Source organism: Saccharopolyspora kobensis (assembly GCF_900108315.1).
Classification (GTDB): Bacteria; Actinomycetota; Actinomycetes; order Mycobacteriales; family Pseudonocardiaceae; genus Saccharopolyspora; species Saccharopolyspora kobensis.
The window spans coordinates 202,608-219,463 of the sequence record NZ_FNVB01000003.1 but is presented as its reverse complement, the minus strand read 5'-3'; the positions used below and the strand labels follow the sequence as shown (position 1 = coordinate 219,463).

The window sequence follows — 16,856 nt, the reverse complement described above, 5'->3', positions numbered from 1 at the left end:
CGGTGCGCAGGATCGCCTGCGACTGCGAAGTCCGACCCATGGTCCTCGGCGGAGACAGTCTCCCTTTGGACGTCGGAACCTCGCAACGGACCGCGCCAACCCACATCCGGGCCGCACTACTGGCAAGGGACGGCGCCTGCGCGTTCCCTGGATGTGATCACCCGGCGGGGACGCCGCAGGCCCATCACATCGTGCACTGGATCGACGGCGGCCCCACCAGCCTCGACAACATGGTCATACTGTGCGCCCACCACCACCGCACCACCCACAACCACCACTGGCACATCGAGCTACAACGTGGCCGCCCGGTCTTCACACCACCAGCAAACCTCGACCCGGCACGCACGCCCAGGTCGGGTGGGAAAGCCCAACCCGCCACCCACCACCACGCCCTCCACCACCTGAACACACCACCAGAAAGCCGCCCGCCAACGACCCCACCATTGGCGAGCACCTGATCACCTCACCCCACGTCTTGGGTGAGGCGCCCCACCCTGCCCACCTTCCGGCCAACCGCCAGAACCGCAACACACGACCCGCCGCCAGGGCGACCGACACCCACCGCCAACACCCAAGCACCCACACCACCAACCCCCAACCTCAACCCAACGAAGAAAGGGAGTCCATCGATGACGAACCAACCCACCGCCACCCAGCCCGAAACCGCCAGCACCACCGCCACTCCCGCGCAAGGCGCCAGCCCGCACACCACAGCAACCCGGCACCCAACCTTGTGGTGGCGGAGCTATCACCACTCAACCTGAAGCTGTCCCTGCCGCCCAACCTCCGCGACCCACCAGAGAGAAGCGGGGCCCGTTCCATACCGGCTCATCCCCGTGATCTAAATCCAAAACGGGGCTGCGGGACGGATGTCAAGCCCGCCAACCGCGAAGGAACGACCACCAGGCCGATCTGGCATCCGGGCCGCAGTCCCCACGAGCCCGCGAACCACGGCGACGAAACCCACTACAACACAACAACATCAGAAACGCGCACCTTGAAACCACAACACCCGCAACGAAACCCGAGCACGACGTCCGGGCGAACGATGCCACGTAGCTAAAGACCAGCGCCCGATCGGCAACGCCGGACGCTCAGAAGTCGCCACCGGAACGAGCGGCGGTAACGGCCCGGTGCAACGTCTCCGGCGTACCAAAGCCACCTGCCTTGGTGATCACGTAACCGGGCTGAGGTTCAGTGCGCGCCAGCACCACACCAGGTTCGAGCTCGTTCAGCAACCGCAAACCGGTGACGCCTCGGCGGCTCAGCACGGCACGGGCGGTCTCGCCACCGGTGAGGACGAGCAGTGCCGCACCACTGGTCGCGGGAGCGCACACCTCGGCGAGCGCGGTGTTCAGCCTGCGGGCGACGGTGGCGTCGACCGGGCCGTCCAGGGTGACTACTACGTCGCCCGTCTTGAGCGCGTCACGAACCTGATCGGACATCCGCGCGAGAGCTGCGGCGTTGGCATCGAGGAGGTTGCGCACCGATAACCGGCGGATGTGCGGGAAGTGCTCGGCCAAGAACTCGGCCTGCTCCCGGGACACCCCGTTGGCGCTGCCGACCACGGCGAGTGCGTTCCCGTTCACCGGCGGTGGCGGATCCACTTCGCGTCCCGGCCGCAACTGCTCGGCCAACGCGTCGGCCAAGCCTGCCGAGCCCACCCAGCAGGGCTGGTTCGGCGCTGCCATCCCCGCCGTGACCACCGCTCGGAGGTCGCTTTCCGACACCGCGTCGCAGACGACCACATCGACCTCGGCCAGCAGTTCGGCCAGGCGGGTTCGCAGCGCTGCCGCGTTCCCCCGGATCGAGGCCAGCGCCACGTGCTTCACCGCGAGCGGCTTGAGGGTCGAGGCGATGTCGGTCGGCGGCTCGGACCGCTCCGCAGCCCACGCCTCGGTGTGGTGCAAGGGAATTCCGTTGATGTGGACCACACCACCGAGGACCGTTCGCCCGGTCGCCGGCGAGGCCGGGCAGAGCAGCACGCCAGCGCCATCGGCATGAGCCACGATCGCACCGATCTCCGCCGCCAGGTTGCCGCGCAGGGTCGAGTCGATCTTCTTGAACACCACTCGCCCCTCGGCGTGACCGCGCAGGGCCGCCGTCACCCGCTCCGCCGCGCACTCCGGAGTCGCGTGCCTGCTGTCCGTGTCCGCGACGAACACCTCGGCGTCCCCGGTGTCATCCAGAGCAAGCAACGTGCGCATTTCGCGCAACGCGAAGGGAACACCCGAGTCACCTGCGCCACTGAGGTCGTCCGCCACAACCAGCACTCGCGATCCCATGGTCACCTGCTTTTCTGTTCGCCACAGCGCAATTCGGCCCTCCGCCACTACCCCGCCGCGGCGCCTCGATCACCATAGACAAGGCTGCGCGATCCGCGCAATGCTGCGCATTCCAGCGTTCGGAACACGCAACGGAGTCAGGGGCCGGCAGCGCGCCCGACCCGCTGCGGTATGGTCTTGAATTCGGCAGCGGGCTTTCCACGCGGCACCTGCTCCCGCTGCCCAGTTCGAGGTTCCGCCGAGCCTCCGGCCGCGATCGCCAACAGGAAGAGCTTCCACCAGTCCCACACCGCGCCCGCCGTCGACGCTCCTGACGCCGTCCGGTCCTGTGGCGCCGTTCCACTTGTCCTTCCTGTACGGACGCTGTGCGCCGTCTGCGCGTGGTCGAAGCAGGGAGCCCGCTTCCACTGGAGTCCCGCTCATGGCGCAAGCCAACTCACCATCGTCCCCTCCTGATCGGCTGGGCACGGTCTTCTACACCTCGGTGGCGCTCTGTGCCCTGTTCGTGCTGTGGGCCACGCTGTTCACCGACAGCCTCGACACCGTCACCAAGACCGCGCTGAACTGGATCACCGGCTCCTTCGGCTGGGTCTACCTGGCGGCGAGCCTGGCCATGCTCGGCTTCCTGGCGCTGCTGGCGTTCAGCCGCTTCGGCCGCATCCGGCTCGGCGCGGACGACGACCGGCCGGAGTTCAGCACGGTCAGCTGGCTGGCGATGATCCTGGCCGCCGTGATGGGCATCGGCCTGGTCTCCTACGGCGTGTCCGAACCCATCGCCCACTTCGCCGACCCGCCGCACGACCTGGCCCAGCCGGGCACCAAGCACGCCGCCGTGGTCGCGATGCAGCACTCCTTCTTCGACTGGGGCCTGCACGCCTGGGCGATCTTCGCTGTGTTCGGCATCGCGCTGGGCTACTCGACCCACCGCAAGGGCCGCAAGGGCCTGATCAGCCCGATGCTGCGACCGCTGCTGGGCGATCGCGTCGAAGGCCCGCTCGGCAAGGCGATCGACGTGCTGGCGATCTTCGCGACGCTGTTCGGCACGACCACCTCGCTGGGCCTGGGCGCACTGCAGATCAACGGCGGCCTGACCCGCGTTTTCGGCGCATCCGGCGGCACCGGAACGCAGATCGCGATCATCGCCGTCGTCACCCTGCTGTTCACGATCTCCGCGATCACCGGCCTGCACAAGGGCATCCGCTTCCTCAGCGAGACGAGCATGGGGCTCACGGTGGTGCTGTTCGGCTTCGTGCTGGTGCTCGGGCCGACCGGGTTCGTGTTCAACCTGCTCGTCGAGTCGCTGGGCCAGTACGCCGGCGACTTCATCCCGATGAGCCTGCGCACCGGCACCTTCGGCGAGCTGGAGTGGATGCAGGGCTGGACCTACTTCATGCTCGCCTGGTGGATCTCGTGGGGCGCCTTCGTCGGGGTGTTCCTGGCCCGCATCTCCAAGGGCCGCACGATCCGCGAGTTCGTGCTGGCCGTCCTCGGCGTGCCCAGCGCGGTGTTCTTCCTCTGGTTCACCGCCTTCGGCGGATCGGCGATCTTCCACGACGCGTTCCGCGGCGGCCGGATCGCCGAAGCCGCGGCGGAGGACTCCAACAACGCGATCTTCGCCATGCTCGAAACGCTGCCGTGGCCCGGGATCACGTCGGTGATCGCGATGGCGCTGGTCCTGCTGTTCTTCATCTCCGGGGCAGACGCCAACACCTTCGTGCTGAGCATGCTCTCCTCCGGCGGCACGCCCCGGCCGCGAGCATCGGTGCTGACCCTGTGGGGCGCGCTGACCGGGTTGACCGCGATCGTTCTGCTGCTCGCGGGCGGCCTGGACGCCCTGCAGAACACGGTGATCGTCACAGCCGCGCCGTTCGTGCTCGTCATGATCGCGCTGGCGGTATCGCTGTGGCGGGAGTTGCAGGAGGATCCGCTGTTCTCGCCCGAGGTCGAGCGGGAGCCGGTCGCGACAGGGGCGAAGGACCCGACCGACTGATCGGCTTCCACCTGCGGTTATGGTGTTCGGGCACGGCCTGCGAGCCATCGAACGTTGGGAGCCGCAATGGCTGAACCGCACGGCATCGACCACTTCGACGCGACCTTCGCCCGCGATCTCGTCTGGGCGCAGCGGTTGCGCGAACAGCTCGCAGACCTGCCGACCACCGCCTGCGAGGAGCCGGAGCAGGTCGACTGATCACCTGGGCCCGGCCGGTTCCTCGTCGGTGACGAGACCGGCCGGCAGGTGCTCGGAGAGCAGGTCCAGCAGCTTGTTCACGTCGACCGGTTTGGTCATGCACTCGGTGGCCCCGGCTGCGAGGCTCTGCTCCCGGTCGCCCTTCATCGCCTTGGCGGTGACGGCGATGATCGCCAGGTCCCGGTAGCGCGGCATCTGCCGGATGATCCGGATGGTGGCGTTGCCGTCCATCTCCGGCATCATCACGTCCATCAGCACGATCGCGACGTCCCCGTGCTTGTGCAGCGCGTTGAGCCCGGCCACCGCGTTGTCCGCGGACACCACCTGCAGGCCGTGCTGCTCCAGGAGCGCCTTGATCGCCTGGACGCTGCGGTCGTCGTCGTCGACCACCAGCACCTTCTCGCCGTTGAACCGCACCGACGTGTGCTCTTCCGGCTCGGCGGCGCGCCGCAGGTGCTGGTGGCCTTCCTGCCTGCTCAGCTCGGTGGAACGCAGCGGCGGGTCGATGCCCTCGGCCGACACGTCCAGGCTGCTCTCCGCCTCGGACGGCGGGTGGGCCCGCGCGACCGGGCGATCCGGCTCGGTCGACTGGGCCTCCACCGGCAGGTAGAGGGTGAAGGTGCTGCCCTGGCCGGGTTCGCTGCGCACCTGCAGCTCGCCGCCGAGCAGGGCGGTCAGCTCGCGGCTGATCGACAGGCCCAGGCCGGTGCCGCCGTACTTGCGGACGGTGGTGCCGTCCACCTGCTGGAACGCCTCGAAGATCAGGGTCAGCTTGTCGGCCGGGATGCCGATGCCGGTGTCGCGGACCGAGAACGCCACCCGCAGGCCGGCCCGCCGCAGGCTCTGCGCGGTGACCTCGGTGGGCTGCGCCAGGCGGACCCGCAGTTCGACGCGTCCCTTGTCGGTGAACTTCACCGCGTTGGACAGCAGGTTGCGCACGATCTGCTCCAGCCGGTTGCGGTCGGTGCGCACCGTGGGCGGCACCGATGGCGCCACGATCACTTCGAAGTCGAGCCCCTTGTCCGCCGCCAGCGGCCGGTACAGCGACTCGACGTGCGCGGCGAGGTCGGCCAGCTCCACGTCCTCCGGCAGCAGGTGCATCTGCCCGGCTTCCACCTTGGACAGGTCGAGCACGTCGTTGATCAGCTGCAGCAGGTCGGTGCCCGCCTGGTGCACGGTCTTGGCCAGGTCGATCTGCTGCGGGGTGAGGTTGCCCTCCATGTTGTCGGCGAGCAGCTTGGCCAGGATCAGCACGCTGTTGAGCGGCGTGCGCAGCTCGTGCGACATGTTCGCCAGGAACTCCGACTTGTAGGCCGAGGCCTGGGACAGCTGCCGGGCCCGCTCCTCCAGTTCCTGCCGGGCCTGTTCGATCTCGATGTTCTTGAGCTCGATGTCGCGGTTGCGGCTGGCCAGCAGCGCGGCCTTCTCCTCCAGTTCGGTGTTGGAGCGCTGGAGCTCGGTCTGCTGCTGCTGCAACTGCTCGGAGCGGGCCTGCAACTCCTGGGCCAGGTGCTGGGACTCGTCCAGCAGCGCTTCGGTGCGCGAGTTGGCCACGATGGTGTTGACGTCGACTCCGATGGTCTCCTTGAGCCGTTCCAGCAGGTCCAGGTGCACCGGGGTGAACTCGGTGACGGAGGCGAGCTCGATGACCGCCAGCACCTCCCCTTCGAACAGCACCGGCACGATCGCCACGTTCGTCGGGGTCATCTCTCCGAGTCCGGTGCCGATCCGGATGTGGCCCGGTGGCGCGTTGTTCACCACGATCGACCTGCGGTCGACGGCGGCCTGCCCGACGAGCGATTCGCCGGGTTCGAACCGCAGCGTCCGGCCGTTGCCCGGCGGGCGGCCGTAGCCGGCGGTGCGCTCCAGGACGGTGCGGCCGTCCTGGTCGGTGCGGCGCAGGAAGAAGGCGGCGTACTGCGCCGCGACCAGCGGCGTCAGCTCGCTCATGATCAGCTGCGCGAGCGCGTCCAGGTCGTGCTGGCCCTGCATCAACGCCGACATCCGGGCCAGGTTGGTCTTGAGCCAGTCCTGCTCCTGGTTGTCCCGGGTGGTCTCCTTCAGGTTGTTGATCATGGCGTTGATGTTGTCCTTGAGCTCGGCCACCTCCCCCGAGGCGTCGACGGTGATCTGCCTGGTGAGGTCGCCCTCGGTGACCGCGGTGGCCACCTGCGCGATGGCGCGGACCTGGGTGGTCAGGTTGCCGGCGAGCCGGTTGACGCTGTCGGTGAGCCGCTGCCAGGTGCCGGAGACGTCGGCGACCTCGGCCTGGCCGCCGAGCTTGCCCTCGGTGCCGACCTCGCGGGCCACCCTGGTGACCTCGGAGGCGAAGGCCGAGAGCTGGTCGACCATCGTGTTGATGGTCTCCTTGAGCTCCAGGATCTCGCCGCGGGCGTCCACGTCGATCTTCTTCGACAGGTCGCCGCGGGCGACCGCGGTGGTCACCTGCGCGATGTTGCGCACCTGGTTGGTCAGGTTGCGGGCCATGATGTTGACGTTGTCGGTGAGGTCCTTCCAGGTCCCCGCCACCCCGTGCACCCGAGCCTGACCACCGAGGATGCCCTCGGTGCCGACCTCGCGGGCCACGAGGGTCACCTGCTCGGCGAACGCGCGCAGCGTCTCGACCATCCCGTTGATCGTCCCGGCCAGCGCGGCGACCTCGCCCTTGGCCTCCACGGTGATCTTCTTCGACAGGTCTCCCCCGGCCACCGCGGTGGCCACCTGCGCGATGCTGCGCACCTGGTTGGTCAGGTTGTCGGCCATGATGTTGACGTTGTCGGTGAGGTCCTTCCAGGTCCCCGCCACCCCGTGCACCCGAGCCTGACCACCGAGCTTGCCCTCGGTGCCCACTTCGCGGGCCACCCTGGTGACCTCGTCGGCGAAGGCCGAGAGCTGGTCGACCATCGTGTTGATCGTGTTCTTGAGCTCCAGGATCTCGCCGCGGGCGTCCACGTCGATCTTCTTCGTCAGATCGCCGCGGGCCACCGCGGTGGCCACCTGCGCGATGCTGCGCACCTGGTTGGTCAGGTTGCGGGCCATGAAGTTGACGTTGTCGGTGAGGTCCTTCCAGGTCCCGGCCGCACCGGGCACCTCCGCCTGACCGCCGAGCCGTCCTTCGTTGGCCACTTCGCGGGCCAGCCGGGTGACCTCGTCGGCGAAGGCCGAGAGCTGGTCGACCATCGTGTTGATGGTCTCCTTGAGCTCCCGGGTCTCGCCGGAGACCTCGACGGTGATCTTGCGGCTGAGGTCGCCTGCCGCGACGGCCTTCGCGACGTGGGAGATGTCGCGCACCTGCCCGGTCAGGTCGGCGGCCATGCCGTTGACGGCATCGGCCAGGTCCCGCCAGGTGCCCAGCAGGCCGGGCACCTTGGCCTGGCCCCCGAGCTTGCCCTCGGTGCCGATCTCCCGCGCCACCCGGGTGATCTCCTCGGCGAACAGCGAGAGCTGGTCGAGCATCTCGTTGACCGCCGCGCTCAGCCCGGCCATCTCGCCGGGCAGCTGCCCGTCGGACTCCCGGCGCGGCATCCGCTGCGTGAGGTCACCGCGGGTGAGCGCGTCCAGCACTCGGTTGAGCTCGGCCACCGGCGCCAGCAGGCTGCGCACCATGCCGTTGACGGCGTTCGCGGCGAGCGCCCAACCACCCTGGCCGACGCCGTCGAAGTCGATGGGCGTGATCGGCCACTCGCCGCGGTCGGAGGCGGCGCTGATCCGCTGGAGTTCCCCGACCAGCAGCTGGTTGCGCTCGGCCAGTTCGTTGAAAGCGGTGGCGATCTCGCCGACCAGGCCGCCGCCGGAGGACACCAGGCGACGCCGGAAGTTGCCGTCCCGCAGCTCCTGCAGCGCCATCGCCAGCCTGGTCAGCAGCGCGTCCTCGCTCATCCGCGGTGCGGCCACCAGTTCCGCGGCCGCGGCGTCCGGCGGTCGTGACGACATGACGGCCTCCCGCCGCACCAGCTCAGCGCTTGTTTCGCGAATCCCGGTCGAGGCGCAGTTCGGTGGCCAGCACGGCTGCCTCGCTGCGGTGCCGCATGGCCAGCTTGGCCAGCATCTGGGACACGTAGTTCTTGATGGTCTTCTCGGCGAGGAACATGCGCTTGGCGACCTCGCGGTTGGTGAGGCCTTCACCGATCAGCTCCAGCACCTGCCGTTCGCGCGCGGTCAGCACGCGCAGCGGGTCGGCCTCCTCCTGTTCCTTGCGCAGCCAGGTCAGCATCGCCTCGGTCTTCTGCGGGCTCAGCAGCGATCGGCCGGCCCCGGCCGTGCGGATGGCGCTGACGAGTTCCTGGCTGACCACGCCCTTGAGCACGAAACCGGCGGCACCGGCCATGATCGCGTCCATCAGCGCCTCGTGGTCGTCGAAGGAGGTGAGCATCAGGCAGCGCAGCTCGGGCAGCTGGGACTGCAGCTCCCGGCACAGCTCGACGCCGTTGCCGTCGGGCAGGCGCACGTCGAGCACCGCGACGTGCGGCGCGGCTCTGGGCACCCAGGCCAGCGCCTCGGCAACGCTGGAGGCCTCCCCGACCAGCTCCAGATCGTCCTCGGCAGCCACCAGCGCAGCGATGCCGCGGCGGATCACATCGTGGTCGTCGACCACGAACACCCGTGTCGTCATCCGGCTCCGCCCCCTTCACCGACTCCGCAGGGAGGGCATTGACCAGCATAAGTAGCGGCCCGGACGACCGCTTCCCGGAGCGCAGCGCGGCGCACCCGGCGCCGGTCCGGGTGCGCGGAGCGCCGGCCGTCAGCTGGCCGCGTAGACGCTCTCCACGAAGTGCGCCAGTTGTTCATCGGTGAGGTGCCGGGCCAAATCGGCTTCGCTGATCATGCCGACCAGCTTGTGATCGGCGATCACCGGCAGCCTGCGGATCTGGTGCTGTTCCATCATGGTCAGCACCTTGCTCACGTCGGAGCCCGCATCGACCCAGTGCGGCTTGCCCTGGGCGAGCTCACCGGCCTTCACCTCGGCCGGGTCGCGTCCTTCCGCGCAACAGCGCAGCACGATGTCCCGGTCGGTGATGATGCCGTGCAACCGGTTGTCCCGGCCGCAGATCGGCAGCGAACCGACCTCCAGGTCGCGCATCATCTGCGCGGCCTTGTACAAGCTCTCGTCCTCGCCGATGCACTTGGCCCCCGCGTGCATGACGTCGCGCGCCGTGGTCATGACCAGTCCTTTCGACGGTGGTGCTGGACGTCCTGGCAATACCCAGCACGGCACCGCGACGAAACCGCGACGGCGAGGCGGTCAGAACCGCTCCGGCGACATGAACGCGCAGCGCGGGTCACCGGCGCCGGAGAGCTCTCCGGCCACCGCCGCGGCTATTCCCGGGGAGTACTTGAAGCCGCGCCCGGAGTGCCCGGTGGTCACCACGATCCGCTCCCCGACGCGTCCGACCAGCGGGCACTCGTCGGTGGTGTAGAGGTCGGTGAAGGCGTCGGTGCGGATGGGCTCCGGGTGCAGTCCGGGCAGGAACTCGCCCACCGCCTCGGCAACCCGGCGGATCTCGGCCATGCTGTGCCTGCGCTCGACGGATTCCGGGGCGGGCACGGGGTGCGAGAGGACCGCGCCGGCCACCTTGACCATCACGCCGTCCACCGTCGGCATGCCGTAGAGGTGCTGGTCGCCGTGGTGGTGGACGAAGATCGGGAACACCTCCGACCGGTAGGCGTCGATGTCGTCGGTGCCGAACCAGCTCAGCAGCACTCGCCGCGACTGGACCGCGGCGGCCAGCCTGGCGGGCAGGAAGCGGGCGGCCCACGATCCGGCGGCCACCACCACCTGGCCGACCCGGTGCGAGGTTCCGTTGGCGGTGCGCACCAGAACGCCGTCGCTCTCCTCGACGAGTTCGGTCACCTCGGTGTAGCGCAGCACTTCGGCCCCGGCCTGCTCGGCGACGCGGGTGGCGCTGAGAACCGCTTGTTCGCAGCGCAGGAAACCCGCCTGCTCGTCGAGCACGGCGATCTCGCCGTCGCGGAGCCGGTGCTGCGGGTGGCGCTCGGCGACTTCGGCCGCGGACAGGACGCTGACGGGCACATCGGTGTCGCGGGCGCTGGCGAGCAGGCCCGAGATGTAATCGCCGCCGGATTCGCCGATCGACAGTCCTCCGCACTGCGTCAGGATCTCCGAGCCCGATTCCTCCTCCAGCTCGCGCCACAGCCGCAGCGAATCCCGCAGCAGCGGCACGTACTGGTTCCCCTCGGCGTAGGCCAGCCGGAACAGCCGCGTTTCACCGCCGACCGCGCCTCTGTCGTGGCCTGGTGAGAACTGCTCGAAGGCCAGCACCCGCACGCCGCGCCGGGCTAGCTGCCAGGCGAGCATGCTGCCCATCGTGCCGGTGCCGACGATGCCGACCTGGGCGTCCAGTCCCGCTGGTGCCATCTCCCCGCCCCCGTTCCCGATCACAGCTGGTCCCCAACTGTTACCGGAGGGGCGGGCGCGGAGCAAGGAGCAGATCGGTCCTCTGTGGACCGATGGGTCAGAAGTCGTGCATGAACCGGTCGAATTCGGCGTTGGCCGCCGCCCACTCCTGGGTCAGCAGTTCGGTGGGCACGCCCGCGCTCGCCTCGGCGTCGACGGTGACCACGAACCCGGGTTCGGAGATCCGGCGCCGCAGCTGCACCAGGTGCCCGCCCGCGGAACGGCCCAGCCGCTCGCCGTTGTCCTTGGACTCGACCTGTCCCGGTCGCAGGTCAGCTGCGTTGAACTCCGCCATGTCCCTGTTGTAACCCAATCCGCGCGCCGCGGCACCGCCGGAGGCGCTACTCCGTCGGCGCGGTCGCGGTGGTGTGGAAGGTGCGGAGTCGGAGGCTGTTGGTGACGACGAAGATGCTGCTGAAGGCCATGGCGGCTCCGGCGATCATGGGGTTGAGGAGTCCGGTGGCGGCGAGGGGGAGGGCGGCGATGTTGTAGGCGAAGGCCCAGAAGAGGTTGCCTTTGATGGTGCGGAGGGTGTGGCGGGAGAGTCGGATGGCGTCTGCTGCGGTGCGCAGGTCGCCGCGGACGAGGGTGATGTCGCTGGCTTCGATGGCGACGTCGGTGCCGGTGCCCATGGCCAGGCCGAGGTCGGCTTGGGCGAGGGCGGCGGCGTCGTTGATGCCGTCGCCGATCATGGCGACGGTGTGGCCTTGGTTTTGCAGGTGGGTGATGGTGTCGGCTTTGTCCTTGGGCAGGACTTCGGCGATGACGTCGGTGATGCCGACTTCGTCGGCTACGGAGCGGGCGACGGCGGTGTTGTCGCCGGTGAGCAGGATGGGGTTGAGTCCGAGGTTGCGGAGTTGGGTGATGGCTTGGGCGGAGGTGGGTTTGATGGTGTCGGCCACCACCAGCACCGCCCGCGCCTGCCCGTCCCACGCCACCGCGATGGCGGTCTTGCCCTGCTGCTCGGCCGCGGCCTTCGCTTCGGCCAGTTCCGGGGTGAGGTGCTGGCTCCACTGCTCCAGCAGGGCGGTCCGGCCGGCGATCACGGCGTGGCCGTCGACGATGCCCTGAACGCCGAGGCCTTCGACGTTGGTGAAGCCTTCGACGGCGGGCAGCTCGCCGATGCGCTGCTGGGCGCCGCGGGCGATGGCCTGGGCGATCGGGTGCTCGGAGGCGTTCTCCAGCGCGCCGGCGATGCGCAGGACCTCGTCGTGGTCGGTGTCGTCGGTGGTGTGGACGTCGATGAGTTCCATCTGGCCGGTGGTGACGGTGCCGGTCTTGTCCAGCACGACGGTGTCGATGCGGCGGGTGGATTCCAGGACTTCGGGTCCCTTGATCAGGATGCCCAGCTGGGCGCCGCGCCCGGTGCCCACCAGCAGCGCGGTGGGCGTGGCCAGTCCCAGCGCGCACGGGCAGGCGATGATCAGCACCGCCACCGCGGCGGTGAACGCCGCCGCGGCTCCGCCACCCGAGGCCAGCCAGAAGGCCAGGGTGGCGACCGCCAGGGCGATGACGACGGGTACGAACACCGACGAGATGCGGTCCGCGAGGCGCTGCACGGCGGCCTTGCCGGTCTGGGCCTGCTCGACCAGCTTGGCCATCTGCGCCAGCTGGGTGTCCGAGCCGACCCGGGTCGCGCGGACCACCAAGCGGCCGCCCGCGTTCACCGTCGCGCCCACGACACCGTCTCCCGAGCCGACCTCCACCGGCACGGACTCGCCGGTGAGCATGCTCGCGTCGACCGCCGAGACACCTTCCTCGACGACGCCGTCGGTGGCGATCTTCTCGCCGGGCCGCACCACGAACCGGTCGCCGACGGCGAGTTCGGCGGTGGGGATGCGCACCTCGCGGCCGTCGCGCAGGACGGCGACGTCCTTGGCACCCAGGTCCAGCAGCGCCCGCAGGGCCGCACCGGCACGCCGCTTGGAACGCGCCTCGAAATACCGCCCGGCGAGGATGAAGGTCGTGACACCGGCGGCGACCTCGAGGTAGATCGAGCCGTCACCGCTCATCCGCTGGATCGTCAGCTCGAAGGGGTGCGTCATGCCGGGCACACCGGCGGTTCCGAACAGCAGCGCGTACAGCGACCACAGGAACGCCGCGATGGTGCCCATCGACACCAGGGTGTCCATGGTCGCCGCACCGTGGCGCAGGTTCGCCCAGGCGGCCCGGTGGAACGGCAGCGCACCCCACAGCACCACCGGCGCCGCCAGTGCCAGCGAGATCCACTGCCAGTAGGTGAACTGCAGCGCCGGGACCATCGCCATGACGATCACCGGCACCGACAGCACCGCCGAGACCACCAGCCGCTGCCGCAGCGAACGCGTCGGATCGTCGGCTGCCTCCTCGGCGACGGCCTCGGGCTCTTCCGGGACGGGCAGGCTCGCGCTGTAGCCGGCTGCCTCGACGGTCTCCAGCAGCCGTTGCGGGTCGAGGCCGTCCGGGACGCTCACGCGGGCCTTCTCGGTCGCGTAGTTCACCGTCGCCACGACACCGTCGAGCTTGTTCAGCTTCCGCTCGATCCGCGCCGCGCACGAAGCGCAGGTCATCCCGGAGATGGCGAGTTCCACCTCGCCGGTGCTCTGCGGTGTTCGTTCCTGGGTGGTCATTGCGGTTTCTCCTAGATGAGTGATCCCACGCTCGTTCTGCGTGGCGGTGCGGGTGGCGGAATCTCAGACGCTTCCCGGACGGGTGCACGTCGGACGCGCGGCGGAGGGGTCCTCGCCAGCAAGCGTCTGAGGACCCGCGGCTGTGCGAGTTGCTAGGGCGGCGCTTCGCGCTTGCGGCGACTCGTTTCGCTGTTGCGGAATGAGGGAATAAGTCGATCGACCAGGACTGTTCTCGCGTCAGTGCCCGGTGTGACCGGGCTGGTCCGCCGCGGGCGCGCTGCCGCTGGTGTCCACTGTGAACTCCGCGGTGCGCACGACGCCGTCGTGCTGGAAGTCCAGGAACAGCCGGTAGGTGTCCGCGCTCGGCACCGCCGCGACGAAGTCGATCTGCGGGCCGGGTGCGGTGCGTCCGTCGCCGGGTGCGCCTTCCGGGTGCACGTGCAGGTAGGCGAGGTCCCCGCTGCGCAGCGCGACCAGGTGGCCGTAGGCGGACAGGTAGGGCTGCAGGTCGGTGACGGGCGCGCCGTCCTTGCTGACCGTCAGCCGCAGCGGCGACGACTGGCCCGCGACGAGCTCGCCGTCGAGCCGGACCTGGTAGCCGTCGACCTCGGCGACCCGCGACGGGGCGAACTCGCGCGGCTCGAACTCGCCTGCGGCGGCGATGTCGGTGCCGAGGGTGGTCCCCGCCCCGCCGGTCGGGGTGAAGTCGGCGAAGACCCGGTAGCTGCCGGCCTCGGGCAGGTCCAGCGGAGTGCTCCAGGTGCCGTCGGCGGCCATCTCCGGGTGCAGGTGCTGGAATCCCGCGGTGTCGCGGCGCACCACGATGAGGTGCATGCGCTTGTCGTGCTCGACGTCGAAGGCGGTGACCGCGCGCCCGTCCGGGCCGAGGACGCGGAAGGAGAAGGGCTCGGTGGCACCGGCGTTCCGGGTGGTCGCGGTGGGCGCGAAGGTGTAGCCGCCCCGGGACGACGCGAGCCCACCGGGCAGGTCGGTCTCCGCGACGGTGCCGCCGTGGGCGTTCCCGTGCCCGTCACCGCTGGGCATGCCGTCGTGGCTGCTCGGGACGGGGGCGGCGGAGACGGGACCGACAGCGGTGCCGACCGCCCAGGCGCCACCGGCGACCAGAGCGAGCACCGCACCGTAGGCGGAGAGCTTTCCTGCTGCGTTCATGGCGAATCCTCACTGCGTGCGGGGCCGGGCCCGTGGGCCCGGCCGGTTCCAGGTCAACTGCCGGCCAGCTGGTAGCCGGCCTCCTCGACGGCGGCGCGCACCTCGTCGGTGCTGATCGCTGCGGTGCTGGAGACGGTCACCGCTCCGGTGGGCAGGTCGACGGCGACCTCGGAGACGCCGGAGATCTGGCTGACCTCCTCGGTCACCGACTGGACGCAGTGCCCGCAGGTCATGCCGACGACGGTGAAGGTGGACTCGGTCATCGGGAGCTCCTCTTCGGCTCTGTACCCGTAGGGGGTAGGTGTTCCTCGTGTACGAGATTTATACCCCCTGGGGGTATGGATGGCAAGCCTGCGGGAGATCTGCCGCGAAAGGTGGCCGCGAGGATGGGCCGTGGGATGTTTTCGCTGGTGTCTCGGCGAGATCGAGGGTTCTCGGGTGTCGTTCGGGTGCCCTGCGGCCGGGTCGGAGGCGTAAATGGTGACGGGAGTCACTGGTCGCCCTGGCGTATACCCCCTACGTGTATCCAGTTCGGCCGGTGCGGTGGTCGGCGGCATTCCTTCAGGGGCATCGATGGCTTCAGTGTTGAACGAAAACAATTGCGGGAGTGCGAAACGCTCTTGATCGGCTCCGGAAACCGGACGAGACTTCGGCGCGTGCCGACGACAGCCGACCTCGAGCACCTGCTGCGCGAGGGTGAACTGCGCGTGACCCGACCGCGGGTCGCCGTGTTGTCAGCGGTGCACGCCCACCCGCACGCGGACACCGAGTCGATTATCGGCGTGGTGCGCGAGGCGCTCCCGAAGGTGTCCCACCAGGCCGTCTACGACGTGCTGCGGGCGCTGACCGCCGCTGGGCTGCTGCGCCGCATCCAGCCGATGGGCTCGCTGGCCCGCTACGAAGCGCGGGTGGGGGACAACCACCACCACCTGGCGTGCCGGTCCTGCGGAGTGGTCGCCGACGTCGACTGCGCCGTGGGTGCCGCGCCCTGCCTGACCGCTTCCGATGCCCGGGGCTTCACGATCGACGAAGCCGAGGTCATCTACTGGGGCCTCTGCCCGGACTGCTCTGCCGATCCGGCCACCGGCTGAGGTGCGGGCGGTTCGCCCTGCGGCCATCCTGGGGCGACCTCTTCGGCCAGGTGCTCCACGGAGGAGATCGGCATGCCCGCGACGATGATCGCGCTTTTCGGCGGCACCGGCCCCGAGTGGGAGGCCCGGGAGGTCCCGGTGCCCGACGCCGGGCCGGGTCAGGTGCTGGTGCGCGTGCGAGCGGCGGCGCTGAACAACGCCGATGCCTCGGTGCTGGCCGCCACCGATCCGGCCACCGGTGGCACGGGCGAGCCGTACCAGGCCGGGTACGAGTTCGCCGGTGAGGTCTGCGCCGTGGGCCCGGGCGTCACCGGTGTGCTGGTGGGGGAGCGGGTGATGGGCACCCAGCCGCGCAGCTTCGCCCAGTACGTCCGCGCGGATCACCGGCACGTGCTGCCAGTTCCCGGCGCAGCCGGGTACGAGGAGGCCGCCTCGCTGCCGACCGGTCTGCTCACCGAGCACGGTGCGCTGGTCCTGGGCGCCTTCCGGGCCGGGCAGTCGGTGCTCATCACCGGTGCCGCTTCGGCGATCGGGCTGCTCGGCGTGCAGATCGCCAAGGTGCTCGGCGCTTCGACGGTCGTGGGCACCACCCGGACGGCGTCGAAGGAGGCGCTGCTGGCCAGCGCGGGAGCGGACGTGGTCGTCGTCGGCCCTGGCGAGGACCTGACCGAGGAGGTGCTGGCGGCCACCGGCGGTGAGGGCGTGGACGTGGTGCTCGACCACGTCGGCGGGCGGCTCTTCGCGGCCAGCCTGCCGGCCACCCGCGTCGGCGGGCACCTGGTCAACATCGGTCGCCTGGACCGGGCGGAGTCCACGATCGACCTGGATCACCTGTCCTACCGGCACCTGCACCTGCGCGGCGTCTCGTTCGGCTTCGGGCGGCCCGCCGAGCTGGGCGAGGTGCTCGCCGGGCTCGTGCCGGAGGTGCTGCCCGCGGTGGCCGAGGGCCGGATCAGGCCGGTCGTGGACGAGGTCTTCCCGCTGGCGAGCGCCGCCGAAGCCCTCGACCGGCTGCGCACCGGCGGGGCGCTCGGCAAGATCGTGCTGGCCATGCCCTGAGTGCGGGTTCTCCCCCGAGCAGGTGACGCGCGTCAGTAG

General features: G+C 69.9%; 14 protein-coding genes. 5 read left to right on the top strand and 9 right to left on the bottom strand.

Translation table 11 applies throughout. The annotated features are described in order from the left end of the window. Positions 1-38: 38 nt before the first annotated feature. Complete coding sequence (locus tag C4T78_RS35990; protein WP_258958343.1) at positions 39-458, top strand: HNH endonuclease signature motif containing protein; 420 nt, start codon at positions 39-41, stop codon at positions 456-458. 636 nt (positions 459-1,094) lie between these two features. On the opposite strand, the gene C4T78_RS09665 is transcribed toward C4T78_RS35990, so the two are convergent. Then, positions 1,095-2,285 (bottom strand): four-carbon acid sugar kinase family protein, encoded by a 1,191-nt coding sequence (locus C4T78_RS09665; RefSeq protein ID WP_143185873.1) that lies wholly within the window; start codon positions 2,283-2,285, stop codon positions 1,095-1,097. Positions 2,286-2,706: 421 nt separating this feature from the next. Here C4T78_RS09665 and C4T78_RS09660 point away from each other — a divergent pair, with 421 nt between their 5' ends. Then, positions 2,707-4,275, top strand: coding sequence for a BCCT family transporter (locus C4T78_RS09660; protein WP_093353000.1), 1,569 nt, complete (start codon positions 2,707-2,709; stop codon positions 4,273-4,275). Positions 4,276-4,341: 66 nt separating this feature from the next. Next, positions 4,342-4,473: a hypothetical protein gene (locus tag C4T78_RS36960; protein ID WP_258958337.1), complete on the top strand. Its 132-nt coding sequence runs from the start codon at positions 4,342-4,344 to the stop codon at positions 4,471-4,473. Here C4T78_RS36960 and C4T78_RS09655 read toward each other — a convergent pair whose 3' ends face one another. The 8 genes from C4T78_RS09655 to C4T78_RS09620 all read right to left on the bottom strand — a co-directional run bounded on the left by C4T78_RS09655 (position 4,474) and on the right by C4T78_RS09620 (position 14,930). Then, the gene (locus tag C4T78_RS09655; RefSeq protein ID WP_093352997.1) at positions 4,474-8,406 is read right to left on the bottom strand and encodes a HAMP domain-containing protein; all 3,933 of its coding nucleotides are present in this window, start codon (positions 8,404-8,406) and stop codon (positions 4,474-4,476) included. It lies immediately after the preceding gene. 22 nt (positions 8,407-8,428) lie between these two features. Next, the gene (locus C4T78_RS09650) at positions 8,429-9,085 is read right to left on the bottom strand and encodes a response regulator (protein WP_093352995.1); all 657 of its coding nucleotides are present in this window, start codon (positions 9,083-9,085) and stop codon (positions 8,429-8,431) included. 129 nt (positions 9,086-9,214) lie between these two features. Beyond that, the gene (locus tag C4T78_RS09645; protein WP_093352992.1) at positions 9,215-9,634 is read right to left on the bottom strand and encodes a CBS domain-containing protein; all 420 of its coding nucleotides are present in this window, start codon (positions 9,632-9,634) and stop codon (positions 9,215-9,217) included. An 81-nt stretch (positions 9,635-9,715) separates the two neighbouring features. After that, complete coding sequence (gene solA / locus C4T78_RS09640) at positions 9,716-10,849, bottom strand: N-methyl-L-tryptophan oxidase (protein WP_107916134.1); 1,134 nt, start codon at positions 10,847-10,849, stop codon at positions 9,716-9,718. A gap of 97 nt (positions 10,850-10,946) precedes the next feature. Further along, positions 10,947-11,183 carry a hypothetical protein gene (locus C4T78_RS09635; protein ID WP_235863553.1) on the bottom strand — a complete coding sequence of 79 codons (237 nt, stop codon included), beginning with the start codon at positions 11,181-11,183 and terminating at the stop codon, positions 10,947-10,949. Positions 11,184-11,229: 46 nt separating this feature from the next. Beyond that, on the bottom strand, positions 11,230-13,497 hold the full coding sequence (locus C4T78_RS09630) for a heavy metal translocating P-type ATPase (RefSeq protein ID WP_103908104.1): 2,268 nt from the start codon (positions 13,495-13,497) through the stop codon (positions 11,230-11,232). Between the two features lie 237 nt (positions 13,498-13,734). Further along, a complete protein-coding gene (locus C4T78_RS09625) occupies positions 13,735-14,667 on the bottom strand; it encodes a DUF8832 domain-containing protein (protein ID WP_093358666.1) in 933 nt (310 codons plus the stop codon). Between the two features lie 53 nt (positions 14,668-14,720). Further along, the gene (locus tag C4T78_RS09620; RefSeq protein ID WP_093147111.1) at positions 14,721-14,930 is read right to left on the bottom strand and encodes a heavy-metal-associated domain-containing protein; all 210 of its coding nucleotides are present in this window, start codon (positions 14,928-14,930) and stop codon (positions 14,721-14,723) included. A gap of 393 nt (positions 14,931-15,323) precedes the next feature. Here C4T78_RS09620 and C4T78_RS09615 point away from each other — a divergent pair, with 393 nt between their 5' ends. Continuing rightward, a complete protein-coding gene (locus tag C4T78_RS09615) occupies positions 15,324-15,758 on the top strand; it encodes a Fur family transcriptional regulator (RefSeq protein ID WP_177247838.1) in 435 nt (144 codons plus the stop codon). 72 nt (positions 15,759-15,830) lie between these two features. After that, complete coding sequence (locus C4T78_RS09610) at positions 15,831-16,817, top strand: quinone oxidoreductase family protein (protein ID WP_093358664.1); 987 nt, start codon at positions 15,831-15,833, stop codon at positions 16,815-16,817. Positions 16,818-16,856: the final 39 nt, after the last annotated feature.

Bases quoted from the DNA above. Each gene is read 5' to 3' on its own strand.
- C4T78_RS35990 (WP_258958343.1), top strand. From the start codon at position 39: ATGGTCCTCGGCGGAGACAGTCTCCCTTTGGACGTCGGAACCTCGCAA.
- C4T78_RS09665 (WP_143185873.1), bottom strand. From the start codon at position 2,285: ATGGGATCGCGAGTGCTGGTTGTGGCGGACGACCTCAGTGGCGCAGGT.
- C4T78_RS09660 (WP_093353000.1), top strand. From the start codon at position 2,707: ATGGCGCAAGCCAACTCACCATCGTCCCCTCCTGATCGGCTGGGCACG.
- C4T78_RS36960 (WP_258958337.1), top strand. From the start codon at position 4,342: ATGGCTGAACCGCACGGCATCGACCACTTCGACGCGACCTTCGCCCGC.
- C4T78_RS09655 (WP_093352997.1), bottom strand. From the start codon at position 8,406: ATGTCGTCACGACCGCCGGACGCCGCGGCCGCGGAACTGGTGGCCGCA.
- C4T78_RS09650 (WP_093352995.1), bottom strand. From the start codon at position 9,085: ATGACGACACGGGTGTTCGTGGTCGACGACCACGATGTGATCCGCCGC.
- C4T78_RS09645 (WP_093352992.1), bottom strand. From the start codon at position 9,634: ATGACCACGGCGCGCGACGTCATGCACGCGGGGGCCAAGTGCATCGGC.
- solA (WP_107916134.1), bottom strand. From the start codon at position 10,849: ATGGCACCAGCGGGACTGGACGCCCAGGTCGGCATCGTCGGCACCGGC.
- C4T78_RS09635 (WP_235863553.1), bottom strand. From the start codon at position 11,183: ATGGCGGAGTTCAACGCAGCTGACCTGCGACCGGGACAGGTCGAGTCC.
- C4T78_RS09630 (WP_103908104.1), bottom strand. From the start codon at position 13,497: ATGACCACCCAGGAACGAACACCGCAGAGCACCGGCGAGGTGGAACTC.
- C4T78_RS09625 (WP_093358666.1), bottom strand. From the start codon at position 14,667: ATGAACGCAGCAGGAAAGCTCTCCGCCTACGGTGCGGTGCTCGCTCTG.
- C4T78_RS09620 (WP_093147111.1), bottom strand. From the start codon at position 14,930: ATGACCGAGTCCACCTTCACCGTCGTCGGCATGACCTGCGGGCACTGC.
- C4T78_RS09610 (WP_093358664.1), top strand. From the start codon at position 15,831: ATGCCCGCGACGATGATCGCGCTTTTCGGCGGCACCGGCCCCGAGTGG.